The following is a 22,258-nucleotide window of genomic DNA, read 5'->3' as shown; positions in this document are numbered from 1 at the left end:
TGGGTTTTAATAATCGATTAGCATCGCGGATGCTTACCCCTGATGAAAATTATAATGATAAGTACTAAGTTTGATATTCTAAATTTAACTAGCTGTTTGCAGGAAAGTTTAAGTATTTGTATTAAAATAGTAAGTTGGCTACGAGAGTAGTATTTTATGGATAATACGTTATCGTAGAGACGCTCAGTTGTGCGCCATTTGCAGTATGATTCATCGACTCTGGAAAGTGAATGATTAAGGGTTCCGACCACCTGAATAGTAACGTTGATATTCTTATTTTTCAACAATCCAATGCGGTTAAAAAAACTAAAATCGACACCATAAAGTGCAAATCTGCTATCAAACAACTCCATGTTCATCTCAGCAAATTTATCTACTAGAGAGCGGTAGATAACAAGACCAGAACCAATTGAAATCACACTGTATTTAGGATTGATTTTTTCCCCATCACTAAAGTTTTGTACTATTTGATCGAGGGCAGGGTAGTAAAATTTACCGTTAGTTTTTTCTCGGATATTAGGTATCTGCAGATCAATATCACTGGAATGATACTGATCAAGTTTTTTTATGTAATTTTTGTTTAAAACACTATCATCATCAAATAAAATAAAACGCTCATAATCGTGGTATTCATTGAATAAACTATTATAGATCCAACTCAATGGTTTATTGTCAATGAACTCTTTTGTTTCAATACCGTTAACGAAGAACCCAAGCGTATGGATAAAATCTTCATCAACCTCAAGAGGTTTTGGACCATTGTTAATAATTAATAGATCGATATTGGCATACGCGTCACTCATCAGGCAATTGAGTGTAAGCGATTCTTTCAAAGTCTTATTGTATAGAATGACAACCAGTATTGTCTTACACATGAATAAACCCTTGGCTTCCGTACTAGATTGGGAAATAATTGGTTTAGGTACTCATTGCAAATGCTGAGGAATTTATATAATAAAAGTGAATTATGCGATTTATTATGCAATTCACAGAAGAAGTTTCTAATACACAGTCGATTCTTCTACGAATTAGAAAACTGTCGAAGGATATTTTTGGATAATTATCAGGGGGGAATGCATTTACCATAAAATAGTCAACAGAATTTTTAGATGCCATGAACATATGTTCTCTGCATAAATAATAATAAATAAACGACAACTACGCATCCTGGTCTTCATTTATTAGCGATAAAGTCGCTTTTATTAATGTTATATGTCAGCTAAAACTTTATTTCTTTCTGGATATCAAATGAAGTCATTTAATGATTTGCAATGGGGAGTTATGATGTTTTTGAAAATTTCAATAAAGGTTAGTTATATTTATATTTTCAATAAAAATACCACTCTCCGTTGAAAAAGAAGATATCTTTTGTCCAAACACCATTGACTTTTAATGAGTCGTTTTTGTTTATTTTCGTTTCATCGGAAGATTTTATTATTATATCGTAATTTGTAGTTTTGACGAGCTTAATCGTATATCCAGAAGTAATGTCTTTTTCAGGGGGGAGTGTAATATCAATGACCTTATCATTATTAAATATATATCTTGAGAAATCTGTCGATAGGGCAGTATCATTTTTAATTAGTGAGGTTAACATACCATATCGAGAAATTAGTCCATCCGGGGTTATTGCGGCGGTTACTTTGCCTTCTTTTTTCCATAGAATAGAATTGGCTTTGTTTCTCCCTTCAAATACCATTCCATTAGCCGACGTGGAGGTGTCATGAAAACTAATTTCTGGTGATCTGTCACCTGTATCAGAACTAACAAAACTATTAATTGCGCCTAATGAAAGAAATCCATATTTCCATTGCTGCTTTTCACCACTATTCGCTGAGCGAGATAAAAACGAAGCAGTACCACCGAATTTTGACTGAGGAAGAATAACCGTGTCAATGCCGTTTACATATTGAGGGTCTGTAATATTGTTATTGACAAGGGCATTCTCTTGTATTACGGATTTACTTACTCTCCCATTCTTTTGCAAAAAAATATTGAAGTTTGTAGCCCAAATCTTTGTGATAGGATTGATCACCAAATCAATTCCATTATCAGGAGTTCCAAGGTGTCCCGTTTTCGTGTTTACCCATCCGGCTGTAATTACTTTCCTATCTTGCACAGCAACAACATAAGATGACCACTTAGGCGTATTCACTGTATCAATTAACATACCAGGTTTTATGTTTATAAGGTCATATGCTTTAGCAGAAAATGATGTTGGTGTATATGTCACATTGTGTACAATCTCCCACCTTTTATAAGGTGAAGAGGTATTGTCAGCATATAAACCAACTGAGTCTCTATCTAAATATTTCCCCATTTGCATTAAATAACTAAAACCGACAATAGGGTAGTTGAACTTTGAATCAGGGTTTGCACTGAAAGCCGCAATAACAGCATTTGAACGCATACCAAATGTATCACCTGAAGCATATACACCATTAGATACAGCTTTAACCGTTGACTGGTTACTGGTGACATTTATTTTACCTAATGTATTAACGTCGGCACCGAAAACACATCCAGGGAAAATAAAAAGTATCAATAAGTTATATGTGCGCACTTTCTTCTCCATTAGTAGCATTCATTGTGGATTAATTATAACATGATGGTTTTTCAATATTTATATAATAAACCAAGAGAAACAGACTGATTATACAAGCTTATAAATAAGATACTGTAATAATTGGAGCTCTCCAGAATGTATCACAACTAAATGCAATTAAAAAGATACAATAAAAAGAAAGAATAGGTAAGTGGTTTTTTTTCTTATTGTCTTCAATGTATTTAAGTATGTACATATACAGAATTGGTATCGTTGGGACAACCCAATAAAAATTTCTGATAAACCAAGTCATTGAAATTAAAACAATGCCATACAAAGAAACCAAAATAAAAAAAGAATATGCTGTCATAAAACTATTTGACAACATAATTGGATCGTTAACTTTTTTTGTTATAAAAAATATCACGCAGACTATTAGCGCAATATATATTTCACCGGTGAAATATATTCTCTGAAGGCTTGTCATCTCATAAAAATTCGCACCATCTACTGCGCCACCTAAATATGAGTTGATCTTCGATAGAAGGTCTATACCGACAAATACCGTTTGAAGTTGGTTAATCAATGGCGACGACGCGGCAAGCTCGGAAAAATTAAAGTTAATAAAAAATGAAACCGTTAATAATGCCAGAGCACTGATGGAAATTAATTTTAATACCTTTATTTTCCTGGAGAAAAACATAGCAATTAAGAAAAGAAGTAAAATCAATGTCGCTCCCCAGTGCATAGAAAGAGAGATAATTATGCAACTGGCGAACCAAAAGAATTTTCTTTCTTTATAAAAATAAACCGATAAGAGAAAGAATGGTACTGCAACACCTTGACGATATGTGTTTGCCGATAGATCAAGCATACTCCAGCTAAAAAATAATGAAATCATGCATAATGATTTGTAATACATATTTTTACACAAGAGGAATACGGCCAAAGCAAAAAACAAAACAATAAATAATGAACTATAAAACACATAACCGGTGTTTGTATTATCTATATATTTAATGGATTTCATTAAAATATAAAAACCTACTCCATATGGAAAATTAGCAAAACCCGCTAGTTGTTTAAAAATATCGAGGTACATTTTTGTATCTACTGTTCCTGAGGGTCTCAATCCATAAAAACACGTCATCATGATGCATATTAATAGAAAAGAGAGGAAATCCAATTGTTTATTTTTTATTAAAATGCTTATGAATGAAAGAAATAATAGCCCCAAGGAGATCACAAAGTAAAAAAGTAGAAGTGTGCTTTCAAAAAATAAAGGCATCTTTCGCCCCTCAATGACCAATAAGGAATGACTTTTATATGCTCATATCTTTACGACATAAAAAGCGAAAAAAAATAAATTACGTAAAAACCCTTTTTTCTTTATTTTCTTGAAAAGAAAAGCTTTTAACCTATATGAAAATGACAGATCGAAAGACTCTATATAAGTCTCAAGGTATTCTTTATTTACGTTAATCATTGTTTCTGAAAAATCCCTGTGGAATATTTCAGCCTGCTTTCTTGTTTTCAGCACAGACAACCTTAGGTCAAAAATTTTCTTTGGAATCCCTTCACTACCAAGCAGTGCTTTGATGGAAAATGATTTTGCACCAACCTGATTAGCACTATGTTGACGATAAAGAATCAACGGGCAATCAATAAAATCAATAATTCCAAATGCAGAAGCAATCAATGCTAAATACCAGTCATGCATAATTGATTCATCAATAGAGCTTTTTTTTGCAATATCTATTAGATGTTTATTACATGCCATGACACAGCCAGTGACAGAGTTACTAACTAATAACTCAGGGAAAGTAGGTTTTTTATTAATGTTTTGGTATTCGAACATAGAGTTATTGATAGGAAAAAGTTCTTCATTAACGACGCTCAGATCTGAATGAACCATAATCGGGCCATTAAAATTCTTTTCAATTTCACTAAATCTCGTTAAAAACAGTTCAATTTTATTAGGTAGCCAAAAGTCATCCTGATCGCTAAAAAAAACATAATCGGCATCAGTATTCATTATTAGGTGTTTAAAGTTCTCTCTAACACCCCCTTTTTTTTCACTGTCTAATAAAATCACTCTTTGATCTGCAATGCTATATTGATTGATTATTTCAGATGTTCTGTCACAAGATGAATCATCAGAAATAATGATCTTAAATTCATAGGCATTAGATTCTAACTTACTGAAATTTTCAATTATAGAGTCTATTTGCTCTCTTATGAATTGTTCGCCATTATATGCAGCAAGAATGACATTTACTTTTTTCATACTACTACGCCTTAAAGTTATTAGAAACATTAAAATCAAATGAAGTTAGCGGGATTTACTGGTGAGTGTATTGCAGAAGGTATTTTATGAAAAACTTCACGTTCATATTTTTAATTGACCAGTAAATGCTACTTTTGAAGTCGGCGTTTTTTTGCATTGTAGAAACTAAAAAAAACATATACTCTTTTTCTTTTTTAGAATATATAAAATGGTTGCGATGAACTAATTCCAGAAGTGCATCAGTTATTTTATATTCCCTGGATACTCTGTTCTCCGTGGGTAAATGATCATGGTTCATTATATAAGTAACGTGCGGCAGTCTAACAAAATTCCCAAAGGTGAATGATAGTCTTAACCAGGTATCCCAATCCTGCAATCTTCTAACTGAAACATCAAAACCTCCGATATCTTTTAATCTTGAAGTTAACGTGAATATTTGATTTGATGCTTCATTTTCAAACAATATTTTTTTATGATCAAATATCAAAGCTTTATTATGAGTTGCATAGTATGCTTTATCATTTATGTTCGGATATCTATTTATGAAATTGCAACAAATGAATGAATAGCGATCATCCCAAGAGTTCAAGAAATTGGATATCCTATCTGAAGTGAATTCATCATCATCATCAAGGCCTGTAATAAATTTACCCGTTGCATAGAATATTCCCAAATTTCTTGTTGCACATGCCCCTTTATTATTTTCATTTCTGAGGTAAATAATTCTGGGGTCTTTGGTAGCTCGTTCAGTCATATAATCATAGGTACCATCAGATGATGCATCATCACAAACCAAAATCTCTATGTTATTATAATCTTGATTTACTACAGAGTTCAAAGCGCGTTTTAGTCTGTCTAAACGATTATGTGTAGAAATATACACGCTAACCTTGGACGATTGCTCAATCATATGAAGTCTCTCTACAAATATCACTGGTGGTAATTTTAAAGTGAATATGAATATGATGAACTTTTCCCTGGAAACATGAAAATAGATTTTCACACCAGCAATATTTGTAACTATTAGGATTAACCTATAAATAATTAATCAAAATAGCTTTATTTTTTCAATACCTCTGATAGCGAATATTGCCACTTAGATAAACTGATGCCTATATTCTCTATCTTTCTTCCATCCAGGGATGAGTACATCGGCCTCACTGCTGCTGTCGGATAGTCAGTGGTATCAATGGGCTTAATCCGAGGTAACACATGTATTTTTCCATGTTCCAAAGCTTTGTCAAAAATGGTTTTTGCGAATTGACACCATGAAACCTCAACATCACCGCAGAAATTATATATTCCACCTTCAGGCTTAATCCGGATCATATCGATGATAGCTTGTGCAATATCGCCGGCATAAGTTGGACATCCTCTCTGATCGTCAATTACCCGCAACTCTTCGGCATTAGTACTAAGACGAAGCATCGTTTTGACAAAATTATTTCCATACTCGCTAAATACCCAGGCAGTCCTGATGACAATCGCCTCCGGGAGAACATCCAAAACCGCTATCTCGCCATCAAGCTTAGTCTTGCCATAAACTCCCAACGGATTCGTTTTATCCGTTTCCAGATAAGGAGTCTTACTTGTCCCGTCAAAAACATAGTCAGTCGATATATGGAAAAACATTGCACCGATTTCTTTAGCTGCAATGGCCAGATTTTCAGGGCCAACAGCGTTAACTAAAGCCGCAATTCCGGCATTAGTTTCGGCTTTATCCACTGCAGTGTATGCTGCTGCATTGACAATAACGTCAGGTCTATAATCACTAACAGACGAAAATACTTTGTTTCTGTCTGTGATATCTAATTCCTCAGAATCCGTGGCTTGGAGAGTCCAACCTTCTGGAATACGATCCTGAAAGCAAAGTCCTAGCTGGCCATTTGAGCCAGTAAGCAAAATTTTCATTGCTTCAGCTCCTTTAATCTCACTCCTGACTTATCTTTTTCTGATAACAAAGGTGCTTCGACAGGCCAATTGATATCAATATCCGGGTCGTTCCATAGAATACATTTTTCAAATTTTGGATTATAAAATTCGGTACATTTATATTCAAAATCTGCAAAATCCGTCAATACGACGAAACCATGAGCCAGACCTGGCGGGATCCAGAATTGGACCTTGTTCTCTTCAGAGAGGATCACGCTTTCCCATTCACCATAAGTGGGCGAGTCAGGACGGATATCAACCGCAACATCAAATACCTCACCACGAACAACTCGAACTAATTTACCCTGAGGGTTCTCTGTTTGAAAATGTAAACCGCGCAGTACACCTTTTGACGAGCGAGAGTGGTTATCCTGAACAAATTCCAGATCAGTATTTAACATTTTCTGATAGCGGTTTTTTTCGTAAGTCTCAAGAAAGAAGCCGCGTTCGTCACCAAATACTTTCGTCTGGATAATCTTAACCCCAGCAATTTTAGTATTAATAACGTTCATTTTATTTTTCCTCAAGGAGCTGCTTCAGATATTGGCCATAGCCAGTTTTCAACAATGGCTTGGCTTGCTCTAGAACCTGTTCTCTACTGATCCATTTTTTGCCAAAAGCAATTTCTTCTAAGCAGGCAACTTTAAAACCTTGTCTTTTTTCTATGGTGTGAATAAATAGCGATGCTTCAAGTAAACTTTCGTGAGTGCCTGTATCTAGCCAGGCAAACCCGCGGCCTAATAATTCAACGTTGAGCAAACCCTGATTCATATACATTTCATTTAATGTCGTTATTTCAAGCTCACCACGACTGGAAGGTTTTATTTCCCTCACCATATCAACAACATTGCTGTCATAGAAATAGAGCCCGGTCACCGCCCAGTTAGATTTTGGTTTTATAGGTTTCTCTTCGATAGAAATTGCGCGGAAATTTTTATCAAATTCAACAACGCCAAACCGTTCAGGATCCATAACCTGATATCCAAACACGGTTGCTCCAACTTTTCGATTGGTGACAGTTTCTAGTTGCTGGCTAAAGCTTTGACCGAAATAAATGTTATCACCGAGTGCAAGTGCACAACGCTCGCCGTTAATGAACTCTTCACCAATGAGAAAAGCTTGTGCCAAACCGTCTGGACTGGGTTGAATTTTATAACTAAAATTGATGCCAAACTGGCTACCATCGCCAAGTAAACGCTGAAATGATGGTAAGTCTTCGGGCGTTGAAATGATCAATATATCTTTAATGCCTGCAAGCATAAGCACGGATATAGGATAATAAATCATTGGTTTATCATAAATTGGCATTAATTGTTTTGATATGCCGCGAGTGATGGGATATAATCTCGAACCAGAACCACCTGCTAAAATAATACCTTTCATATTTATGTGACCTATTTTAATCTAAACCAAGGCGCTCGCCTGCGTAAGAGCCATCATTCACGCGTTGCCACCATTTTTTATTTTCCAGATACCATTTAACTGTTTTACGGATCCCGCTTTCAAATGTTTCCTGTGGTTTCCAGCCCAGTTCTCTTTCTATTTTAGAAGAATCGATTGCGTATCTCATATCATGTCCTGGTCTGTCAGTGACAAACGTAATTAAATCTTTATAGTGACTGATATTCTCGGGTTTTTGAGGCGCTAACTCATCTAGTAATTCACAGATAGTTTGAACAACCTCAATGTTTTTCCTTTCATTGTGCCCACCGATATTATAAGTTTCGCCAACCTTACCTTCGGTGACGACTTTATATAAAGCACGGGCATGATCTTCAACATACAACCAGTCTCTAATCTGGTTACCATCACCATAAACAGGGAGCGATTTTCCTGCCAAAGCATTGAGAATGATTAATGGAATAAGTTTTTCTGGGAAATGGTATGGCCCATAATTGTTAGAGCAATTAGTGACGATTGTTGGCAGTCCATAAGTTCTTAGCCATGCTCTTACAAGATGGTCACTTGCTGCTTTTGATGATGAATATGGGCTGCTGGGCGAATATGGTGTTGTTTCAGTAAAGAAATCATCAGTGCCATGCAAGTCGCCATAGACTTCGTCTGTTGAAATATGATGAAAACGGAATTTATCTTTCTGCATGCCCTGCAATTTACCCCAATATTTCCGGGCTGCCTCAAGTAAGGTATAAGTGCCGATGACATTGGTTTCAATAAAACTTCCGGGTGAATCGATAGAACGGTCGACGTGGCTCTCTGCCGCAAGATGCATAATAGCATCGGGTGCAAATTCAGAAAAAATACGGTCTATAGATTCACGGTCGCAGATATTGACTTTTTCAATCATAAAACGAGGGTTATCAGATATACTATCAAGCGACTCGATATTACCAGCATAGGTCAGGCAATCAATCACTAAGACGTCATCATTAGAGTTTTCAATTATTTTTCTGACCACGGCTGAACCTATAAATCCAGCCCCACCTGTAACTATTATTCTCATTACCACCCCTTATGTATTTAATCTATTGAGTGCAAGTCCTTCACCAATATCTTTTGTGCATGCTTAATTTTTTTATAACTGTAATAGGTATTTTTTTATATTTACCACCAAGTTTATAACCAAGTAACTTACATACGGTATTAACAAAGGCTGCAGGAATGAGATGAAAGCCATTTGCAATGAGATACTTTAACTCCGATAGGACAAATTTTTTCCCTTCGCCCTCGGCACCACCAAACTCTTTCTTAATCCATGGCTCATTAGAATGGAAAACACCAATATCAAAATAACGTTTAAACTCTTCTATTGGGCTGTAGTTATGGGAATGTCTTACAATGGCACTGGGCACATAAGCAACTTTATATCCGGCTAATAGAGCCTTTGCTGTATAAAACATATCTTCACAAAGGATTGTGTCTGATGTAAAACCACCTAAAGCCTCAAATACCTCAATCCTATAGGCAGAAAATGAGTTGGACATAAATACTGTTTTTATTCCTTTGCTATTTTTATCCGATAGTTCAGCTACATATCCCTTAGCCGGATAGTTAAAATATCGTGCATGCTGTGAAATTTTACTGGCATTCTTATGCGGTAGTTGCCGGCCATATGCGCAGACAACGTTAGGGTCATCAAATGCAGAAAGTATATTTTGAATAAACCCCATTTTTGGAATCGCATCTTGCGTTAAAAATATAACATAGTCATATTTCCCTTTGTTATTTTCAATAGCTAGGTTCCTTGTTCCTCCGTGATTGAAATCCTGATTTTTTATTGATGTATTTTCAAAGTGATATTTATTGGCTATATCAACCGTTTTATCTGTACTACCTGAATCGATAATATAAATGAGTGTACCCTCTGGAGAGTAAGCCATTATTTTTTTGGCGCATTCTTCCCATACGTCACCGCCATTATAGGTTGGGATGGCTATAAAATATCGCACATTAACTCCGTGATGATTATTTAAGTATGCTTAATTTAATTTACCATGCGACTAATAAATAAAGAATGATGCCTCCAACCAGTAGGGTGCACATTTTCAATGAAGACTATGGCAACTTTTCATTTAGCTCATCGAAGCGTGAGTGAAAATGCTCCCGAACACATTTTTTGATAAAAATGGATAAGATAAAATTACTATGCTAAATGCTCAGGATGAAAAAATATAAGATTAATCATTTAAGTTAATGCTTATTTTTATCATCTGAATATGCGTATACATAATTTGTGTAGCCATAGCCATAATAGCTGCTTGCCTTTTTGACAACACTATTAAGAATGCAACCTTTTATCGGAACTCCGCTTTGCTCGAAACGTTTGATGCTTACCGCAACTTCTTTGACGGTGTTCATCTCGAAACGTGTCACAAGTAAGGTGGTTCCCACATAACGCCCAATGATTGCCGCATCCGTTACCGCCAGGATAGGCGGTGTATCTACAATAACGAGGTCATAATTCTGTGATGCCCAGTTTATTAGCATGCCGAAACGTTCATGCATAAGTAACTCAGCCGGGTTAAGGGGTATTTCACCACGAGAAATAAAATCTACCCCAATCGAGGGTATATTTTTTATGGCAGATTCATGCGCTGTCTTACCAGATAAAATGCTTGACAATCCATTATCTAAGTTCGTTTTAAATAATTTATGTGCATGTCCTTTCCGCATATCCGCATCGATAAAAAGAACTTTTTTATTTGCTTGTGAAATAACAGCGGCCAAATTACTGCTAATAAACGTTTTACCGGCATTCTGGCTTGGGCCAGAAATCATAAGTACATTATTCTTGGCTTCCATCATCGCAAAATGCAGGCTTGTCCGCAGGCTTCTTATAGCCTCAATGGCCAGATCAGCAGGATTATCGACCGCAAGAAAATTTTGTTCATGTTCTTTTCTTTTTATCTTAGTTGATCTTATTTTCCCTGACTTGTCTTTTTTTATTAGCCATTCTGATAATGGAATGCTTGCGTAGACATTTATTCCTTGTTCTTCCAGTTGCTCTGGAGAATTAATCCCTCTGTGTAAAAATACCCGCGCCAGCACCAGACCGACAGAAAAAATCGCGCCAAGAATGAGGCCAATTAATACAATCAGCACTTTTTTGGGTTTAACTGCTTTAGGTTCAGTGACGGCCGTGTCTATGATCCGCACATTACCAATCGCACTTGATTTGGCAATGTTTAACTCCTGCTGACGATTGAGCAACTGCATATAAATGGCGCGATTAGACTCAGCATCTCTGCTTAGTCTGGCAACTTCTTGCTGTGTCGCGGGCATCGCAGAAACACTTTTGTCGAGCCGGTCTCTTTCTTTCAGTAAGGTTTGGCGTTTTTCTAACAGTGCTTTATACGTCGGATGGTCTTTGGTGTAGAGCTGTGAGATTTCTGCCTCACGGAATGTCAATTCGTTAAGCTGGCTTTCAACATTCACGATCTGATCAAGAACTGATTTAGCCTCAAGCGACAGGTCTACCGAGTCTTTCTGACGACGGTAGGCATTCAGCTCATCTTCTGACTTGTTGAGATCGGTACGCACCTGCGGCAGTTGTTGGTCAAGAAAATCCAGACTTTTGGCATCTTGGGCAGCCTGACGAGCAATGTTTTGGTCCAGATAATTTTTGCTAATACTGTCCAATGCCGACGAAATATGTTCCGGATTATCACCATTTAATGACAGATTTAGAATCCCGGTATCTTTACCCTGATCAGCTACATTGAATATATCCCGCAAATCGTTGATGGCTCTTAATTTACTTAAATAGTAGATTGTATAGCGAGTCCCTGCCGGCGCCTGAATATTATTCACCAATAAAGAGATCCCTTTTTCATTAAGTAACTCTCCGACAGTACCGTTAATCTCATAATCATCCCCCTCGATGAGATAATGATTTTTATCAATAACTTTCAGGGTTATCTTGGGAATATCGCTAGCGCCACGAGGTAAATATAAATGGTTAACAGAGATATTGCCGGGGACTTCTCCCGTAAGCCTTGCCCATCCTCTACCAAATAATGGGAAATATTTCTGCTTTACCACGGCCTGAAGATTCAGGTCATCCACTGTTTTTCCCAAAATCATACGCGACTGTAATAGTGCAATCTCCGGTGCAGACTGGGGTTGAGCATCAGGAAGAACCTGACTCAGACTATTTAAAATAGCATTGCCTTGTTTCTGCTCTACCTGAATTAAGACATCAGCCTGGTAAATCGGCGTCGCAAACAGTGCATATATGATGGCTAATGCGGTGAATAAAACCGTAATACTGATAATGAGTTTTCGGTGGTCAATAAGCTCACCAATCAAACGGCCTAGGTCTAATTCATCTGAATCTGGTGTAGCTGGTGTTTTAGATATTACTGGTGACATGGGCTGGTTTCCCTGATGGATTTATCCGTTCAGCTTCTGTGACCAGGACTGACAGGCCTGATCAATTAACCGGTAAACAGATTCAAAAGCCTCTTGGCTTTTTCGGTAAGGATCGGGAATTTCTCGCCCTCCTAACCAATGCCCCAGTAGCATGGTTTTGCCGCGCGCTTCCGGAGAGGTACGGCTAATTTGCTCCTGGTGATATTTTTCCATCACCAGAATGAGGTCATACTGTCGACCTAATGCTGATGTAAACTGGATAGCATGATGGTTATCAATCTGCATATTATGTTTTAAAGCCACCGCGATGGCGGAAGGATCCGCAGGGTTATCCACTAAGGCCGCCACCCCCGCAGAGTCAATTTTCTTACCGACTAATATCTGTCTTAATAATCTTTCCGCGATGGGGGAACGACAAATATTGCCCGTGCAGACTATCAAAATAGAATCAAACATTATGGAGTCCACTGTCGCACGAAACGACCGGCTTCAATCATGTCATGCACTCCCGTAATGGTTGGGACAATCTGAGAAATAACGCGATTCCAGCGTGCAATTGGCGCAGTAGTGACGTACACGATATCGTAGGGTTGAAGCTGAAATTCTGTACTCATTACCATCGAAGCGGCATCTTTCGCGTTTAACTGATAGATGTTGGCGATCTTTCCCTGGTTGCTGCCTTTTAGCGGGCGGATAACGAATATTCCGGAAGCATCTGCCATCTCCTGCGATATTCCCTCTGAGTTACCCAAGGCTTCTGCAAGCGTCATCCCGCTACGATCCATTTTTAATGTGCTTTGTTTGCCGACTTCGCCCATAACGAACACTTTCAGATCGTCATTACGTGGCACAAACAAAATATCGCCTGGATAAAGCAACCGATTCTGAGTCAGGTCACCTTTTTGCATCAGCGCATGAAGCGATATCGGTGTGTCTTTCCCATTATGGTTAAGCACAACATTGCGCCAGTCTGCATCCGGCGCCAATCCGCCCGCCGCATTGATTGCATCAATCACAGTCAGAGGAATGTTTGTAATGGGCTGCTGGCCGGACTTCAAGACTTCGCCAGTGGTATAGATTTTCTGAGATCGGAAAGCCGCGATACTGACATCAACCTGCGGGCTCTCAATATACTTTGCCAGGCGGCTACTGATATCTTCACGGATCTGGCTAACAGTCTTTCCTGTAACCTTTAATTTCCCAATATAGGGATAGAAAATAGTGCCGTCTGCATTAACCCAGTTACCCGTGTCGCTGGCGCTTCGATATTGCCCGGCGGGCGTGGTCAGCTCAGGATGGTCCCAGACAGTGACCATCAAAACATCCCCCACACCAATGTGATATTCATAACTTTTAAGCAGTTGGTCTAATTGTGGGTTAGGGCGCGCCATTACTGAATCCGGACGCAGTCCATCTACCAGTCTGGGTGTTAAAGGATAAACATTCACTAATTTGTCAATGTTATAATTGCTATCGGGTTGTTCAACGATATTCTTATCCTTCGTATTTAAACCTTGCCCTGGTATTACGGTGCAACCGCTTAATACGCTTGATGCTAATATCATTATGGAAATTTTTAAAAAGCTATTTTTCATTGTCTCACATCATCTGCTGCTCGAGTTTAATATCTGCCTTCCAGAGTCACTCCGCATTCCTTTCCGGCAGTCGCGATCTATCATTTCTGCGTGGGGATATAAAATGATTAACTATTTTCATCCGAAACCCTGTTGCCTCTGATGATTAATGTCAGACAAATGCTAACGATATGGTAAATATAAAAATAGTCGATATTATAATTATGAAGAGTATTTTTTGAACGCTCTTGCTAAGAGCTTATATTTAGTGATTTTATTATTTAGATGTATTTAATATGCCCCCTCCTTTTTAAGTACTACGCTTACGGTCTTGAATAAAATCGCAATGTCATTCCACATAGACCAATTTTTGACATACCAGGCATCGAGATATACTCGCGTGGAATAATCAACTTCACTGCGGCCACTCACTTGCCACAGCCCAGTCATTCCAGGTTTGCTCAGTAGGTAATACTCAACCTCATCATAATAACGCTCAAGTTCCGCCGCTATAATTGGCCGAGGTCCTACCAGGCTCATTTCACCTTTAAGTACGTTAAATAATTGTGGTAATTCATCCAGACTGGTTTTGCGTAGCAAATAGCCAATAGGGGTGATACGTGGATCATTTTTAAGCTTGAACGTATCGTCCCATTCCGCCCGTGCTTCTGCATCGTTTGCTAATAACGTCTCTAAAACTTCTTTAGAATTCACCACCATTGAGCGGAATTTAAGGCACTTGAAGGGCTTACCTGTCTGACCAACGCGCTCATGACCATAAATGGCGTTGCCGCCATCCTTGCGCACTTTGCGAGTAATGTAGATCAGCAGAGGCGACAAGAGGATGATAATTGCCAGAGAAGCCGCAATATCAAACAGTCGTTTTGTGACACGAGAAGTCCATTTCGTCAGATTTTGATGTACGCGAAAAATCATCACTTCCTTGCTGAAAATGAAAGACATATCGGTGCTATCCAGCGGCATACCGCGTAAGGTCGGGATGACGGAAACTGAACTGTAGCCGTTTATCATAAACACCCGCAGCCAGGCATTGCGGATCTCGCTCTGATGTGACTCTACGGCAACAATAAATTGGGTCTTTTTATGTACACGAGTCCTTACCCAGTTTTCGTCAGAAGGCATAATATGAATACCTTCAATCGTATCACCAGGTTGGTCATCCTCTTCACTTGAAATAAATTGAGTGACTCGTAACCCCAGGTTTCTGTCGCCTTTGATTGCGCTGTAAGCCCCTCTTGCATTGTTGCCGCTGCCAATGATGATGGCGTCACGTTGCCAAAGCCCAAACGTATGAAGCGCTTGCTTAGTCAGCATTCTGGCCAGAGGCACCAAAATCAAAACCAATATCCACGTAAGCACCCAGAGATAGCGTGAGAAATACCATTTTGCGAAGGCAATGACAGCTATTTCGATTAGTGCAAAGATCAGCAATGTGCGAAGTATTTCCTTTAGCTCAAACCAAAAAGTTTTACGGTAGTAATAGTGCCTCAGTCGCAGATGGAACCAAGCGATGCAACAGAAGGCTAATAGCCCATGCAATGCGATCCAGCCTGACGTTTGAGCATAGGGAATACGTTGTTCAAAATTAGTCATTACATTACTGAGTATCCCTTTTGCCAGATACAGCGAGATTGTGAAGCTCAGAAAGTCAGATAAAGCGAGTAATAGACTGGCGAAAATGTTTCTGGTAAGAAATTTCATATGCCCTTCACAATTAACAATAATAACCAACCTTCGTAAAGCTAAAGAAGGTGATTTTTATTAAGGTTAATAAGATGCTGTGAAAAACGGTGTCAGCATGTTTTTTTTAATAATTAACAAATTCATTACCTATATGCTTCGCACCATAATAGGAGAACTGACTGCAATCACTTTCCTTATGGCTTCAGCTATTTTAGCTACGCTACCGCCCCTGGTTTACGGCTACCAATTTGCCAAAATAATAATCTAATAGTCAGAGCAATAAAAAGACCTCTCCATAATACTCTGGAGATTATTTTTTTATTTTCATGAAGGCATGGAAGTATTTATTCTGTCATTTAATAAGTCAGAAAAAATATTGAGTTAGTTTTTCCTGGTTGTAAGATGACCATAATATTCCTTGCATAGCCTGAATATCGCTACCCTTTAAATACTCGATGTGGCTATAGTGCTCGACGCCACAAATGATAATGCCATTACAGTAGGGTTTTAAGTGTTCAATGATTTTGCGGAATGATAAGGTTCCTTGGTGTTGCCAAAAAAAACTCTTACTTATTTTTATATATTCAAACTTTTCATTCATGACAAGAGAAAGACTGGTGCTCCCTTCCCCAAATCGGTCTAGCCATAAGGTGCAGTACGTTGTCAGGGCATGAAGCACCGCGCGTTCCTCCCCAATTTCAAACTCATTGAAATGCTCATTCAACGTGAGTCTTATGTAACTATGCTGTTGTAATATCTTTCGCAGCGCTGTGTTACTAATGATATGAAGTGCAATCTCATAGTCGATAGTAATGGATAACAGAAAAGCATTATTAATAAATACATCTTCATTAACACAGGCGATAGTGACCTGGTCAAAGAATGCCTTTATGCCATCTTCTACAGATAAAAAATTATTATGCCCTTCAGTATCAAAATGGTGTTCGTGTTTTTCTATTTTCTTGACCAATTCAAAGCCTAACATTCCACCTGATACTGTGACTATGGGTTCAAAGGTATACCCGGAATTACTTCTTTTAACCGATCGCATCCCTTACCCCATGGATAAAAAATTTAAACATACGCATTCAAAAACCAGCAATACGTGCCTGCTATATTGATTTTTGTAAAATAACTCTGTTTCCCACAGCATGTTTATGCAAAAAGAACAAGGCTGAACTTCTTCTGGCGTCTACGCCTATCTTTCTTAGGGAATTACATTTATGTACACTGATGGTCTTCACACTTAGTTTTAATATGTTGGAAATGCTCTTTACTGAAAGACCCAACATCATCATAACTAAAATTTTCTCTTCCATTCTTGTGATTTTGTAACTAAGAAAAACCTCGCTATTCATTATATTTTGAAGTTGTATGAATTGTTGTATTGCATTGACTATCTCAGAAAATTCCCTTTTCTTTTTAAGGAACTTGAATTCTTTCTTAAGAAGAAGCTCTAACATATACATATCTACCTCAGAAGAAAATAGAAGTACTCTCTCTGAATCTAATATGCTGATGTTCTCATTTAATAACCCGTAGCACTTGTGAAAACCGTCGCCAGATGGGTCAATAATCAGATAATCTCTTGTATACAATTTCACCTTATCATCAGAGTCATGGAAAATGACTTCAGTAAAGTAGGGTAGTTTCTTAGATACTATTTCCTTTAACGCAAGTTTAGTAAACTGGCATTCACTCCAGATTATTAACCGAGGCATTTTTCCGCCTACCTAATAGCATGGGTTTAAAACGCTCAGAAACTTCTCGAAGAGAGCGGGAAGAGTAGAGCTCTTTCAGAACGATATAAAAATAAAACTTTAATAATGCTCATTTCATATTTAATCCTCTTCAGTTTCTGTATCTAGAATAATCCGCACTGGAAACTCTTCCAATCGTTTATCTCACTCACTATCACATCAAACAATAGGTTTTGCCGATCGATTTACACTTTCTTATCGTTATAATCACACTTGCTACTAGGCGAAATCCTACTAATATTCTTAATTATTAGTAAAAGTGTGAGGAGTGTATCGCTTTCTCTATAATGGCCAGCCAAATCTAGGCGTTTTCTTATCTTGAATGTTTCTCATTCCAAACGTTTTCTCAGGCAGTTATTTATGTCGTATATTTGCCTTAGGCTGTTTTTTTTGGTTGTTTTTGTAAAGAATTTAGCTTTAATTTTTCAGAAAATTTACAAGGAAACGGTTTCAATAGGTGCTTTTCAGAAAATTTGTTTACAAAATTAAAATTATTGGCATTTTTAATTCATCCGTGAATTTCAATTAAGTCATTACATTTACCAATGATTTTCTAAGATAATTCCTGATTGTCATAATTATGCTTTTATTTCAAGGCCGTAATTAAATTGCACGGGAGTTTTTCATCCATAAACCCCCAAGATCATTTTTAATTAAAAACGACCTGTTTAGGGATTAAGTTATTGTCCTTAAAGCATTTTTGACTAAATTGAAATTTTGAGCGAAATGAGGATCTGAGCACCCTCTTATGGGCTTCAATGGTAGCCTTTTGCTGAAATAGTTGATGTTGCAGAACATGGCGGAGTGGGGTGCCCCCGAGCCTGTAGACAAATCTGACCTATATTTTGAGCATAAGAGGAGTCTATGGGCACCCCTTGCCCGCACTGTAGCCGGGTCGCTTCACCTGCAAGCAACTGTCTTGACGAATTGTTGCAAGGCAGAGATTCAAGGCGTTGTTACCTAATCCCTATTGGAGCGCATATTCCGATTGTTCAAGCCAGGGTATTTTTGTGATGTTTCATGATTGAAACAACATGAAGCGTGCAGGCATGCCAGAGAATGTACAAATAGTCTGAGCAAGATATTGATGGGGCTTTTATCTAAATACGATTCATTTAACAAAACCTGTCTGAGGTCATAACAAGGGGGGCTTTAGCCTTACAAATCACTGCATCAAGGTCACTGTGTTCACACGACTGACAACCGCTATCAGACGCAGTCTCTGGGACCGCGTCTGATAGACATTAGACTGGCACTATTTCACCGCGCCTTCCGTCACGCCGCTGATAAATTTCCGTTGAAATGCTAAAAATACCGCCACGATTGGCAGGATAGCGATCATGGCTCCGGCCATTAACTCTGGAATATTTAAGGTATTTTTATTCTGGAAAAACATCATGCCGATCGGCAGTGTGCGCAGTTCGTCTTTATTGACCAGGATCAGCGGGATCAAAAACTCGTTCCAGGTCCAGATAAACAGTAGCAGCGACAGCGTTGACAGCGTCGGCCAGATAGCGGGCACCAATATACCCCACAAAATCTTGCTGCGGCTCGAGCCGTCCATCACAGCCGCTTCGACCAGCTCTTTCGGCACCTGCTGGAACGCAGTGGCAACCATTAGCGTGCTGAAAGGGATCGAAAGCGCGACCTGCGGGACAATCAACGCCAGGTAAGTGTTAGTCATGCCCATCCAGTGCAGCTCATGGTAAAGCGGAATAATAAAGGCTTCCGAAGGCAAAACCATGCCCAGCCCCAGCAAAAATGCCAGGAATTTTTTACTCGGCAGGCGCAGAAAAGCAAAACCAAACCCCGACAAGATCCCGGCAAAAATGCTGATGACGATCACCGGAATGACCACAATCACTGAGTTCAGAAAGTAAACATTAAAGTGACCTTCGCGCCAGGCGGAAAGATAGTTACCGAGTTGCAAACTGCCTGGCAGGGTAAAGGCACCCTGAAACAGCTCTGACGGGGTCTTGAAGGAGGTCATCAGGGCCAGCAAAAACGGCAGAATAGTCATTATCGCGATCAGCCAAATCACGCTGCGCGAGAAAAGAGAAGTGCTACGCATTAACGACGCTCCCTGAGTGCCAGATGGATTAATCCATTAAGGATAAACACCATCACCATACCGATAATCGCTACGGCAGAGGCATAGCCAAAATGACGTAAGTCAAAGCCTTGCTGATACATATAAATATTAGTTACCAGGGTCGAGGTGCCTGGCCCGCCGTGGGTCATGACGTAAACCAGGTCGAAGGACTTGATGCCGGCAATCACTGTCAACAGCAGCGCGACGCGGATTTCTGGTTTGAGGGCCGGCAGAGTAATGCGCATAAATTTCTGCCGACGGCTTGAGCCGTCAAGCTCCGCCGCCTCAAGCAGTGAGGGATCCATCCGTTGCAAACCGGCCATAAACAGCACCAGACAAAAGCCAAAGAAATACCAGGTTGCGACGAAGCCCACGGCAGGCAGCGCCCAGTTAAAATCGCCCAGCCAGGCCACGGCCAGCTGTGGCTGACCAATGGCGCGCAGCAGTTGATCGATCGGGCCAAATGCCGGGTTGTACAGCCAGCGCCACACCACGCCCAGCACCGCCATTGGCATGATGTAGGGCAGAAAAAACAGAATACGCAGCAGGCTGCGCTCAACGTGATGGCGGGTGTCGTTGAGGAAACTGCACAGCGCGAGGCCAATCACTATCGGGCAAAGCGTGTAAAACAGCAGCAGCAGAGCGTTGTTAGCAATGGAAGTCCAGAACGTCGCGTCGGAAAACATACGAACAAAGTTCTGCACGCCGATGAAAACTGGCCACGAGGTGCCATCCCAGGCGGTAAAACTCGCCCAGATTGAAAACAGCAGCGGTGCCAGCAGAAATACGCCGTAGATCAGCAGCGACGGCAAAACAAAAAGCATATTTTGCAGCATTGATTTATTGAGCATGGATATGCCTCATGGTTACCCTCATCATGACCTTCTGCTTTACTGAGGTGACAACGGGCCAGTAAGTAAGCCTGTTGTCACGCTTTGCGCCGTCGTTAGCCTTAATGTTTAAGGGTTTTAAGATACTGCTGGTAATTCTCGTCAAGCTTTTCGGTTAACTGCTGAGGCGTTATCCGGTCAGCCAATAGCTGTTGCACGTTGGCGTTCAATACGTCACCCATGGTCGGCGTTGCCCAGTCGACATAGTGGCCCAGTCCGTCATTGGCATTGACGGTGGTCCAGACTTGATACACGTCGGCCAGCAGTGGGTTGTCAGCCGGAAGTTTGGCATTTTTATCTGCCGACGCGGGCAGGAAACCGGCTTTAAGCCAGGCCTCAGAAACCTTGTCGGAAACAATGTAGTTAATGTATTTCGCCGCGGTGTCCTGTTGCGCCTTGGTTTTGGCGGTGACAGTCATAGAGAACGGCAAATCGGTCCCGCCAACCATCAGCGGTGCTTTTACACCTGGCACGGCGGGCATTGCCGAGAAATGAATGTCTTTATTAGGCTTAAACTGCCCCATGTACCAGGTGCCGCTGATGAAAAAGGCGGCCTGGCCATTCTGAAACAGTGAAGCGGCATCATCGCGGCCCATCCCCTGATAGCCTGGGAAGAAATAACCTTGGGTATTCCAGTCCTTCATAGTTTGGGCGGCTTTTACCAGCTTGCTGTCTTTAAATGAACCGCCAACGTCATAAATCAGATCGTCCAGCGTTTTGCGATCGCTGCTTTCAATTTGCTCTTCCCACAGGGTTGAAAGCAACTGCGCACCCACAGAACCATCTAGCAGGCCGAGCATAATGGGTACTGTGCCCTGTTGTTTGAGCTTGGCCAGCGCGGCCTCAAATTCCGGCATAGTTTTAGGTACCGGTATCCCGGCTTTATCCAGCACGGCTTTGTTATAGTACAGACCCACCATTTCACCGAGGCTGGCTACGCCGTAAAGATGACCGCTGCCAAAGTCTTGTTTATCTGACCAGCGGTTGCGTTTAAGAATGGAACTCGGGAAACGCGTTTCCCAGCCGTACTGTTTGGCGTAGGCATCCATGGGGAAAAGCAGCTTCTCTTTGACCAGTGCGCCCATGTCGCCGCCGCCCTGGTTAACCTGCGCCACTTGCGGGCCTTCGCCCGAGGAAAGCGCCAGTTTCAGCGGAATGCGCGTGTCGTCGAAGGAGTGCACGCTGCGGTTGATTTTCTCGCCCGGATTCTGGGCCTCGAAATCTTTGATGGCCTGATCGATGACGTCAGTCTGCGAAGGATAATTATAGATATCCCACGCAGCGATAGTCTCGGCCTGAACCGGTAGAACACCCAGGCCGAGGGAGAGTGCCAGCAGTGAAAGCAGGGCGCGTGGCGCACGATTGCCCTCGGTGTGACGAAGATGTGGTGCATGCAAGGCTTTAGACATGGTGGTGCGTTCCTCTAATCCAACACGAACAGGCATCCCTTTCTCTGGCGGCAAAAGCACATCCGGCACTTTGCATTATGTTTTGGCTCAAAAACACCCGACCATCAATACTTACTTTAATAATAAAATAAAGTCAAACGGCTTTTCTTGTGACTTCAAATCGATTGAAAACCCGATTATCCACTGCAGATAATGCCAAACATTGCGGTTAAACACTGTTCAATGCGCTTACGGCA

19 protein-coding genes are annotated in these 22,258 nt (G+C 40.1%); all 19 read right to left on the bottom strand.

The features are described from left to right. Positions 1-17 precede the first annotated feature (17 nt). Positions 18-875 carry a hypothetical protein gene (locus tag EAH77_RS04425; protein WP_194150476.1) on the bottom strand — a complete coding sequence of 286 codons (858 nt, stop codon included), beginning with the start codon at positions 873-875 and terminating at the stop codon, positions 18-20. 452 nt (positions 876-1,327) lie between these two features. Continuing rightward, positions 1,328-2,575 carry a hypothetical protein gene (locus EAH77_RS04420; RefSeq protein ID WP_140470599.1) on the bottom strand — a complete coding sequence of 416 codons (1,248 nt, stop codon included), beginning with the start codon at positions 2,573-2,575 and terminating at the stop codon, positions 1,328-1,330. A gap of 88 nt (positions 2,576-2,663) precedes the next feature. After that, positions 2,664-3,833, bottom strand: coding sequence for an EpsG family protein (locus EAH77_RS04415; protein WP_140470598.1), 1,170 nt, complete (start codon positions 3,831-3,833; stop codon positions 2,664-2,666). A gap of 42 nt (positions 3,834-3,875) precedes the next feature. Further along, entirely contained in the window at positions 3,876-4,832 is a 957-nt protein-coding gene (locus EAH77_RS04410; protein ID WP_140470597.1) for a glycosyltransferase family 2 protein, read from the bottom strand. A gap of 55 nt (positions 4,833-4,887) precedes the next feature. Further along, on the bottom strand, positions 4,888-5,742 hold the full coding sequence (locus EAH77_RS04405) for a glycosyltransferase family 2 protein (RefSeq protein WP_140470596.1): 855 nt from the start codon (positions 5,740-5,742) through the stop codon (positions 4,888-4,890). Between the two features lie 149 nt (positions 5,743-5,891). Beyond that, positions 5,892-6,743 carry a dTDP-4-dehydrorhamnose reductase gene (gene rfbD, locus EAH77_RS04400; protein WP_140470595.1) on the bottom strand — a complete coding sequence of 284 codons (852 nt, stop codon included), beginning with the start codon at positions 6,741-6,743 and terminating at the stop codon, positions 5,892-5,894. Next, on the bottom strand, positions 6,740-7,276 hold the full coding sequence (rfbC, locus tag EAH77_RS04395) for a dTDP-4-dehydrorhamnose 3,5-epimerase (protein ID WP_140470594.1): 537 nt from the start codon (positions 7,274-7,276) through the stop codon (positions 6,740-6,742). The genes rfbD and rfbC overlap by 4 nt, the downstream gene beginning before the upstream one ends. A gap of 1 nt (position 7,277) precedes the next feature. Next, positions 7,278-8,147, bottom strand: coding sequence for a glucose-1-phosphate thymidylyltransferase RfbA (gene rfbA, locus EAH77_RS04390; protein ID WP_140470593.1), 870 nt, complete (start codon positions 8,145-8,147; stop codon positions 7,278-7,280). Between the two features lie 16 nt (positions 8,148-8,163). After that, a complete protein-coding gene (gene rfbB / locus EAH77_RS04385; RefSeq protein ID WP_140470592.1) occupies positions 8,164-9,225 on the bottom strand; it encodes a dTDP-glucose 4,6-dehydratase in 1,062 nt (353 codons plus the stop codon). A 40-nt stretch (positions 9,226-9,265) separates the two neighbouring features. Further along, positions 9,266-10,171: a glycosyltransferase family 2 protein gene (locus tag EAH77_RS04380; RefSeq protein ID WP_140470591.1), complete on the bottom strand. Its 906-nt coding sequence runs from the start codon at positions 10,169-10,171 to the stop codon at positions 9,266-9,268. A gap of 241 nt (positions 10,172-10,412) precedes the next feature. Then, positions 10,413-12,593, bottom strand: a complete 2,181-nt coding sequence (locus EAH77_RS04375; RefSeq protein ID WP_140470590.1) for a polysaccharide biosynthesis tyrosine autokinase — start codon at positions 12,591-12,593, stop codon at positions 10,413-10,415. Between the two features lie 21 nt (positions 12,594-12,614). Beyond that, entirely contained in the window at positions 12,615-13,049 is a 435-nt protein-coding gene (locus EAH77_RS04370) for a protein tyrosine phosphatase (RefSeq protein WP_170215666.1), read from the bottom strand. Next, entirely contained in the window at positions 13,049-14,188 is a 1,140-nt protein-coding gene (locus tag EAH77_RS04365) for a polysaccharide export protein (RefSeq protein ID WP_140470589.1), read from the bottom strand. The genes EAH77_RS04370 and EAH77_RS04365 overlap by 1 nt, the downstream gene beginning before the upstream one ends. A 270-nt stretch (positions 14,189-14,458) precedes the next feature. Further along, the gene (gene wbaP / locus EAH77_RS04360; protein WP_140470588.1) at positions 14,459-15,889 is read right to left on the bottom strand and encodes an undecaprenyl-phosphate galactose phosphotransferase WbaP; all 1,431 of its coding nucleotides are present in this window, start codon (positions 15,887-15,889) and stop codon (positions 14,459-14,461) included. 346 nt (positions 15,890-16,235) lie between these two features. Next, positions 16,236-16,922, bottom strand: a complete 687-nt coding sequence (locus EAH77_RS04355) for an EAL domain-containing protein (protein WP_140470587.1) — start codon at positions 16,920-16,922, stop codon at positions 16,236-16,238. A gap of 61 nt (positions 16,923-16,983) precedes the next feature. Further along, on the bottom strand, positions 16,984-17,190 hold the full coding sequence (locus EAH77_RS25465) for a LuxR C-terminal-related transcriptional regulator (RefSeq protein ID WP_277752542.1): 207 nt from the start codon (positions 17,188-17,190) through the stop codon (positions 16,984-16,986). Between the two features lie 1,696 nt (positions 17,191-18,886). Beyond that, positions 18,887-19,702 (bottom strand): carbohydrate ABC transporter permease, encoded by an 816-nt coding sequence (locus EAH77_RS04345; RefSeq protein ID WP_140470585.1) that lies wholly within the window; start codon positions 19,700-19,702, stop codon positions 18,887-18,889. Continuing rightward, positions 19,702-20,574: a carbohydrate ABC transporter permease gene (locus tag EAH77_RS04340; protein ID WP_140470584.1), complete on the bottom strand. Its 873-nt coding sequence runs from the start codon at positions 20,572-20,574 to the stop codon at positions 19,702-19,704. Before EAH77_RS04340 ends, EAH77_RS04345 begins: the two co-directional genes overlap by 1 nt. A 101-nt stretch (positions 20,575-20,675) precedes the next feature. Beyond that, the gene (locus tag EAH77_RS04335; RefSeq protein ID WP_140470583.1) at positions 20,676-22,022 is read right to left on the bottom strand and encodes an extracellular solute-binding protein; all 1,347 of its coding nucleotides are present in this window, start codon (positions 22,020-22,022) and stop codon (positions 20,676-20,678) included. Between the last annotated feature and the right edge of the window lie 236 nt (positions 22,023-22,258).

This window comes from Ewingella americana, assembly GCF_006438725.1.
GTDB lineage: Bacteria > Pseudomonadota > Gammaproteobacteria > Enterobacterales > Enterobacteriaceae > Ewingella > Ewingella americana_A.
This window is presented reverse-complemented; position numbering and strand designations above follow the sequence as displayed.

Excerpts from the sequence above, each read along its gene's own strand:
- rfbD (WP_140470595.1), bottom strand. The coding sequence starts at position 6,743 with ATGAAAATTTTGCTTACTGGCTCAAATGGCCAGCTAGGACTTTGCTTT.
- EAH77_RS04345 (WP_140470585.1), bottom strand. The coding sequence starts at position 19,702 with ATGCGTAGCACTTCTCTTTTCTCGCGCAGCGTGATTTGGCTGATCGCG.
- EAH77_RS04335 (WP_140470583.1), bottom strand. The coding sequence starts at position 22,022 with ATGTCTAAAGCCTTGCATGCACCACATCTTCGTCACACCGAGGGCAAT.
- EAH77_RS04365 (WP_140470589.1), bottom strand. The coding sequence starts at position 14,188 with ATGAAAAATAGCTTTTTAAAAATTTCCATAATGATATTAGCATCAAGC.
- EAH77_RS04340 (WP_140470584.1), bottom strand. The coding sequence starts at position 20,574 with ATGCTCAATAAATCAATGCTGCAAAATATGCTTTTTGTTTTGCCGTCG.
- EAH77_RS04425 (WP_194150476.1), bottom strand. The coding sequence starts at position 875 with ATGTGTAAGACAATACTGGTTGTCATTCTATACAATAAGACTTTGAAA.
- EAH77_RS04415 (WP_140470598.1), bottom strand. The coding sequence starts at position 3,833 with ATGCCTTTATTTTTTGAAAGCACACTTCTACTTTTTTACTTTGTGATC.
- EAH77_RS25465 (WP_277752542.1), bottom strand. The coding sequence starts at position 17,190 with ATGGAAGAGAAAATTTTAGTTATGATGATGTTGGGTCTTTCAGTAAAG.
- rfbC (WP_140470594.1), bottom strand. The coding sequence starts at position 7,276 with ATGAACGTTATTAATACTAAAATTGCTGGGGTTAAGATTATCCAGACG.
- EAH77_RS04375 (WP_140470590.1), bottom strand. The coding sequence starts at position 12,593 with ATGTCACCAGTAATATCTAAAACACCAGCTACACCAGATTCAGATGAA.
- EAH77_RS04410 (WP_140470597.1), bottom strand. The coding sequence starts at position 4,832 with ATGAAAAAAGTAAATGTCATTCTTGCTGCATATAATGGCGAACAATTC.
- EAH77_RS04420 (WP_140470599.1), bottom strand. The coding sequence starts at position 2,575 with ATGGAGAAGAAAGTGCGCACATATAACTTATTGATACTTTTTATTTTC.
- EAH77_RS04370 (WP_170215666.1), bottom strand. The coding sequence starts at position 13,049 with ATGTTTGATTCTATTTTGATAGTCTGCACGGGCAATATTTGTCGTTCC.
- wbaP (WP_140470588.1), bottom strand. The coding sequence starts at position 15,889 with ATGAAATTTCTTACCAGAAACATTTTCGCCAGTCTATTACTCGCTTTA.
- EAH77_RS04405 (WP_140470596.1), bottom strand. The coding sequence starts at position 5,742 with ATGATTGAGCAATCGTCCAAGGTTAGCGTGTATATTTCTACACATAAT.
- rfbA (WP_140470593.1), bottom strand. The coding sequence starts at position 8,147 with ATGAAAGGTATTATTTTAGCAGGTGGTTCTGGTTCGAGATTATATCCC.
- EAH77_RS04355 (WP_140470587.1), bottom strand. The coding sequence starts at position 16,922 with ATGCGATCGGTTAAAAGAAGTAATTCCGGGTATACCTTTGAACCCATA.
- rfbB (WP_140470592.1), bottom strand. The coding sequence starts at position 9,225 with ATGAGAATAATAGTTACAGGTGGGGCTGGATTTATAGGTTCAGCCGTG.